Genomic DNA, 4,232 nt, shown 5'->3' with positions numbered 1-4,232 from the left:
ACCCGACCCGGCCGATCCCGAGCCGTCACCGCACCCCACCGCGACGCACAGCACGGCGACGACCACGACGACCCGCATCCCGGTTTCCCTCCGACCTCGGCTGTGACCAGGGTCCGACTACCCCCGCCGCTCCGGGTGAAACGGCGTCGCCCGGCACGCCACCCGGCCGAGTGGTTCGGCGCTACTCCGGCGCGCTCACCGGGAAACCCCGTGCTGTCGACGCCGCGGACGGGGCGAGCCCGCGGCCACACCTCGACCCGAGGGGGTCCGATGAGCACCCGCACCCTGATCGCCGTGCTCGCCTGCACGGCGGCGTTCCAGGCGCCGGCGCACGCGGCCGGCGATCCGGACGCGTTGATCACCTGCGGCACCACCGCGGAGGACCGCGCGACCTCGCGCGACGAGACGCAGACCAGATCACGGTCCTGGTTGGACGATCAGGTGCCCTACAGCCAGCAAGCCTGCCACCGCAACGACTACGGCGACTACCGCACCGACTGCTCCGGTTACGTGTCGATGGCGTGGGGCCTGACGCACTCCCGCACCACGACGACGTTGCGCGACGTCGCCACCGAGGTGCCGCGCGCCGACCTGCGCCCCGGCGACGCCCTGGTGAACGCGAACCACGCGGCGCTGTTCGTGCGGTGGGCGGACGAGGCGAAGTCGGAGCCGGTCGTGCGCGAGCAGACCGGCCCCGACGGCGAGCCTCCCGTGGAGCGGAAGTGGACGGCGGACACGGCGAACACCTACACGCCGTTGCGCTACTACAAGGTGGTCGAGGACTGACTCAGCCCTGGCAGGCGGCCCCGTTCAGGGTGAACGCGGTCGGCTTGCCGTTCTTGCCCGCCCAGCTCGCGAGGAACCCGAACGACACCGAGCCGCCCGGCGGGAGCATCCCGTTCCAGGACGCGTTGCGCACGCTCACGGCCGCGCCGTCCTGGGTGTGGACGCCGTTCCAGAGCTGGGTGATGCGCTGACCGTCCGCGAAGGACCACGCCACCGTCCACGGGTTGACCGCCGCGGTGCCGCGGTTGGTGACCCGCACCTCGCCCTGGAAACCGCCCTGCCACTGGCTGCCGACCGTGTACGCGACGGCGCACGACGCCGGAGGCGGAGTCGTGGTGGTGGTAGTGGTCGTGGTCGTGGTTGTCGTCGTGGTGGTCGTGGTCGTGGTGGTCGTGCCGCCGATCCGGCTCGGGTCCACCACACCCCAGTACGCGTCCTTGGCCTGCAACCGCGTGTCGAACAGCAACGGGTGGTCCTTGCGCGTGACCGGGAAGCTGTCCAGCCAGGTGCTGTCGTCCGCCAGGCCCCACAGCGTCACCGAGCTGATGTGGTCGGAGTACTTCTTGTACAGCGCGAAGAAGTCGCGGTACCGGTAGGCCTGCGTGAGCAACAGGTCCGCGGGCGGTGTCGGGTAGGACTGGCTGCTGTCGGTGTAGAGGGAGATGTCCATCTCGGTGATCTGCTGGTCCACGCCCAGCGGCACGAACTTCGCCAGCATCGCCTCGGTCTCCGCGAGCGAGGGCCACTGCACGTTGACGTGCATCTGGTGGCCCACCGCGTCGATCGGCACACCTTCGGCGCGCAGCGCCACGACCAGGTCGTAGAGCTTGTCCCGCTTGGCCGGGACGTTGGTGTTGTAGTCGTTGATCACGAGCTGCGCGTGCGGCGCCACCTCGCGGGCCACCCGGAACGCGGTCCGCAGGTAGTCCAGCCCGGTGATCTCGAACCACTTGCTGCGGCGCAGGCCGTCGGCCTGGTTCTCGTCGATGACCTCGTTGACCACGTCCCACACCCGGATGTCGTCGCCGAAGTGGCCGACGACGGCGCGGATGTGCGCTTCCAGGCGGGCCAGCAGCAGCGCCTTGGCCTCCGGCGTGGCGGTCAGGTCGTTGCCCGCGGCGTCCTGGAACACCCACGCCGGGGTCTGCTGGTGCCAGACCAGCGTGTGCCCGCGCACCGCCGAGCCGTTGGCCTTGGCCCAGGCGACGATGGCCTCGGCGTCGGTGTAGCGGAACGCGCCCTCGGTGGGCTCGGTGGCGTCCCACTTCAGCGCGTTGCCCACGGTGACCGAGTTGAAGTGCTTGGCCAGGAGCTGGCCGTGGTTGTCGAGCAGCTGCGCGCCCTCGACGGCGGCGCCCACGGCGAAGTGGTCGGCCAGCACGTCCTTCACCGACGGGATGTCGGTCTGGATCGGCGGCAACGGCGTGTAGGACAGCGCGAAGTCATCGATGAGCAGGGCCGTGGTGGCACCGCCCACCTCGACGTAGGTGGTGAGGAAGTCGACGTCCGCGGCGAGGGTGTAGCTGCCGCGGAGGTTCACCCAGCCGTTCGCGGTGACCGCAGTGTCGCCCACGACCGTCTCGTAGCTCGGTGTGCCGGCGGTGTGGCGTTCGACGGACAGCCGGGCCTGCGTGGCCGACTCGCCCGCCGCCAGGCGCACCCACACCGAGAAGTCGTAGCGGGTGCCCTTCTGCACCTTGTCGAGCAGGCTCAGTGTCGGGCCTTCCCAGGTCTGCGTCCGGCCGGTGACGGCGAGGCTGTGCGTGCCGCTGTGGGCGGCGGCGGTGCTCGGCGCCACGACTTCGCCGCCGCGGGCCGTCCAGCCCTGCGCCGTGCCGTCGTCGAACGTGCTGGAGACGACGACCACGGGTTCATCGGCGGCGGCGCGCGGGCTCGCGTGCGCCGCCAACGTGACCAGGCCGGCCACGACCGAGGTCGCGAGCACACCGGCGAGAACTCTCCTCATCGAGAATCCCTCTTCCGTCGAGTGACTTCTGGGAGCGCTCCCAGAACATCTCGCCGGACTATAGGCAGCCACCTCCGACGACGGCCGGCCGCCGTTCAGCCCAAACCGCCCGGGCCGGCACTAGGCGGCGCACCGGTTCTGGTCCGGCGCGAGGGCCGCGCGGACCTCACGGCTCAGCTCACCGCTGCGGACGAGGTCGATCGCCTTCTCCAGGTCGGGCGTCAGGTACCGGTCGTCGGCCAGGGCCGCGACGTGCCGGCGCACCGCCCGGTGCAGCCGGTCCGTGCCCGCACCCAGCGGGAAGGCGGCCATCTTGCCCTTGATCAGGTCGATGCCCTGGGCGGCCATCAGGACCTGCACGGCCAGCACCGTCTCCAGCCGGTCCAGGTTGGCGTGCAGGGCGCGCACCGAGGCCATCGCCATGGTGTTGTGGTCCTCCTGCCCGAACTTCGCCGGGCGGGACAGGGTGCCGGCGGGCGTGGCCAGCTGCTGCATCTCCGGCACCAGCGCCACGGCCACGGTCTGCACCTGCACCATGCCGGAGTTCAGGCCGATCTCCCCACCGGCGAGGTTGGCGGGCAGGTGGTAGCTCCACTTGTCCGCCAGCAGCCGGCCGGACAGCTCCTGCGAGAGCACCCCGAGGTCCGCGACCTGCGCGTTGAGCGAGTCGATCTCGTGGCCGAGCAGTGCGGCGTCCCAGTTGCCGCCCATGACGAACTCGTAGCCGCCGCCCGCCTTGCCGAACACCAGCGGGTTGGACGTCGAGGCGTTCGCCTCGCGCTCGATGTGACCGCGGGCGTCCGCCAGCCGTTGCCGGAGCGCCCCGACGATGTGCGGGGTGGCGCGCACCGACACCGCGTCCTGGATGCGCGGGCTGTCCTCACCGGCCGCCTTGCGCCCCTCCTCGGTCATCCAGCCGGTGCCGCAGACCAGCGCCCGGGTCACCCGGGCCGCCTCGACCTCGGCCGGGATGCGGCGCTCGTCGTGGGTGCGCGCGTCGAACGCGCCCTGCTCGGCCCTGGTCGCCTCCAGGAACAGCGCGAACGCGCCGTCGTAGGTGTCCAGCAGCCGTTCGGCCCTCACGACGGCGTCGACGTACCGGGCGGTCAGCACGCTGCCGCCGCTGATGAGCGGCAGGGCCTCACCCTGTTCCAGCTGGAAGCCCGGCGCCAGCCCGGCCCGTGCGAGGACGTCCGGCGCGGGCCCCTCCTGGCCCCGGAAGCGGGCGGGCGCGGGTTCGCCGGTGAGCACCAGCCCCGCCGCGGCCATCGGCTGGAGGTCCCCCGTGCCCAGCGAGCCGATCTCCGGCATCCGGGGCGTCACCCCGGCGTTGACCAGGTCGAGGATCCGGTCGACGAACTCCGGCCGCACGCCCATCGCGGCGCGCGCCATCGTGTTCGCGCGCAGCACCAGCGCCAGCCGGGCCACCCGGTCGGACAGCGCGGGACCGACGCCGGCGGCGTGCGAGCGCAGCACCCGC

The 4,232-nt window shown here is 72.0% G+C and carries 3 protein-coding genes; 1 reads left to right on the top strand and 2 read right to left on the bottom strand.

Annotated elements, in window-relative coordinates; translation table 11 throughout:
- Positions 1 to 270: 270 nt before the first annotated feature.
- A complete protein-coding gene (locus AB0G02_RS30175; RefSeq protein ID WP_360800610.1) occupies positions 271 to 786 on the top strand; it encodes a hypothetical protein in 516 nt (171 codons plus the stop codon).
- A 1-nt stretch (position 787) separates the two neighbouring features.
- On the opposite strand, the gene AB0G02_RS30170 is transcribed toward AB0G02_RS30175, so the two are convergent.
- Positions 788 to 2,752 (bottom strand): endo-1,4-beta-xylanase, encoded by a 1,965-nt coding sequence (locus tag AB0G02_RS30170; RefSeq protein ID WP_360800607.1) that lies wholly within the window; start codon positions 2,750 to 2,752, stop codon positions 788 to 790.
- Positions 2,753 to 2,872: 120 nt separating this feature from the next.
- On the bottom strand, positions 2,873 to 4,232 hold a 1,360-nt coding region (locus AB0G02_RS30165), incomplete at its 5' end, for an aromatic amino acid ammonia-lyase (RefSeq protein WP_360800604.1).

Origin of the sequence: Actinosynnema sp. NPDC023658, from assembly GCF_040639995.1 — a bacterium.
Lineage (GTDB): Bacteria > Actinomycetota > Actinomycetes > Mycobacteriales > Pseudonocardiaceae > Actinosynnema.
Note: the sequence above shows the minus strand (reverse complement) of the source record. Positions and strands in the feature narration are given on the sequence as shown.

Coding starts and splice junctions, on each gene's coding strand:
- AB0G02_RS30170 (WP_360800607.1), bottom strand. CDS start 2,752: ATGAGGAGAGTTCTCGCCGGTGTGCTCGCGACCTCGGTCGTGGCCGGC.
- AB0G02_RS30175 (WP_360800610.1), top strand. CDS start 271: ATGAGCACCCGCACCCTGATCGCCGTGCTCGCCTGCACGGCGGCGTTC.